Genomic DNA, 1,031 nt, shown 5'->3' with positions numbered 1-1,031 from the left:
AGCCAAAAGGGAGCCGGGCTTGAGGTCGGCTCCCATCCAGGTTGCCACCTGAATTTCAAACATGGCTAACGTAGCAGAGTGCGGAATTTATTCCACCGCGATCGCGGATCGGTCCGTAAGCTTCCATTCCGTACACCAGAGCAAGCCTTTTCGCCGATCGGGCGCCCGCGGACCAGCGCGCCTACCAGGACGTCCCTTCCCTGCTGGCAGGCGGGCGAATGCGTGTGCTTCAGCGCCCCAAATCCGGCTCGAAGTTCGTGCAAATTGCGGCGGGCATTCGCGCCGGCCGTAGCGGTTCGGGACCGGCCCGGCGGCGCCTTGCAAGCGCGCGGCATTTGGGCAATGCTTGGGATTGGGGGAGTGGTTTCCGTAATTTCGGAAGCACGATTACATGTTCATCGACTACTACGAACTTCTGGAAATAAGCCCGAACGCCAATTCCGAGACCATCGAGCGGATCTTCCGCTATTTTGCCATGCGCTACCATCCCGACAATCGGGAAACCGGCGATGAATCGCGTTTCAGCGAGATCGTGGAAGCCCACAATACGCTTCGCGATCCGGTCAAACGGGCACAGTACGACATCCTTTATCGCGAGCATCTGGGCCTTCGTCACGAGCTCACGGAAGGCGCGCGCGACGGCGGCGGCATGGAGAGGGATAGCGTCATCCAGGCCAATCTGCTGTCGCTTCTCTATGTGAGGCGCCGGCGGGACGTCAACAATCCGGGCATTGGTGACGAAGAGCTCGAGCGCCTGTCGGGCTGCCCCCGCGAGCACCTGGAATTCCATCTGTGGTACCTCAAGGCGAAAGGCTTCATCGGCAGAACCGAGAACGGAACATTCGCCATCACCGTCGAAGGCATCGATCACGCCGGGGCCAAGCACGGCATGGATCGCACCGACGCCACGCGCCTCCTCGATCACGCCGACTGAGACAGCCCATCAAAAGCCCGCCTACTGGCCTCGGCCAGCGGCGGGCTCGACGAAGGAACAGCTACATCCCGGAGGAATCGACTGTCGCCTCCTTGGC

Annotated in this window: 1 protein-coding gene; it reads left to right on the top strand. The window is 61.2% G+C overall.

Annotated features, from left to right (window positions below; translation table 11 throughout):
- Positions 1–391: 391 nt before the first annotated feature.
- A complete protein-coding gene (locus EOD07_RS35580) occupies positions 392–934 on the top strand; it encodes a DnaJ domain-containing protein (RefSeq protein ID WP_127238449.1) in 543 nt (180 codons plus the stop codon).
- Positions 935–1,031: the final 97 nt, after the last annotated feature.

It is taken from the genome of Mesorhizobium sp. M2C.T.Ca.TU.002.02.1.1 (assembly GCF_003997225.1).
The sequence above is the reverse complement of the archived record's forward strand: the minus strand, read 5'-3'. Positions and strand labels throughout refer to the sequence as shown.

Bases quoted from the DNA above. Each gene is read 5' to 3' on its own strand.
- EOD07_RS35580 (WP_127238449.1), top strand. From the start codon at position 392: ATGTTCATCGACTACTACGAACTTCTGGAAATAAGCCCGAACGCCAAT.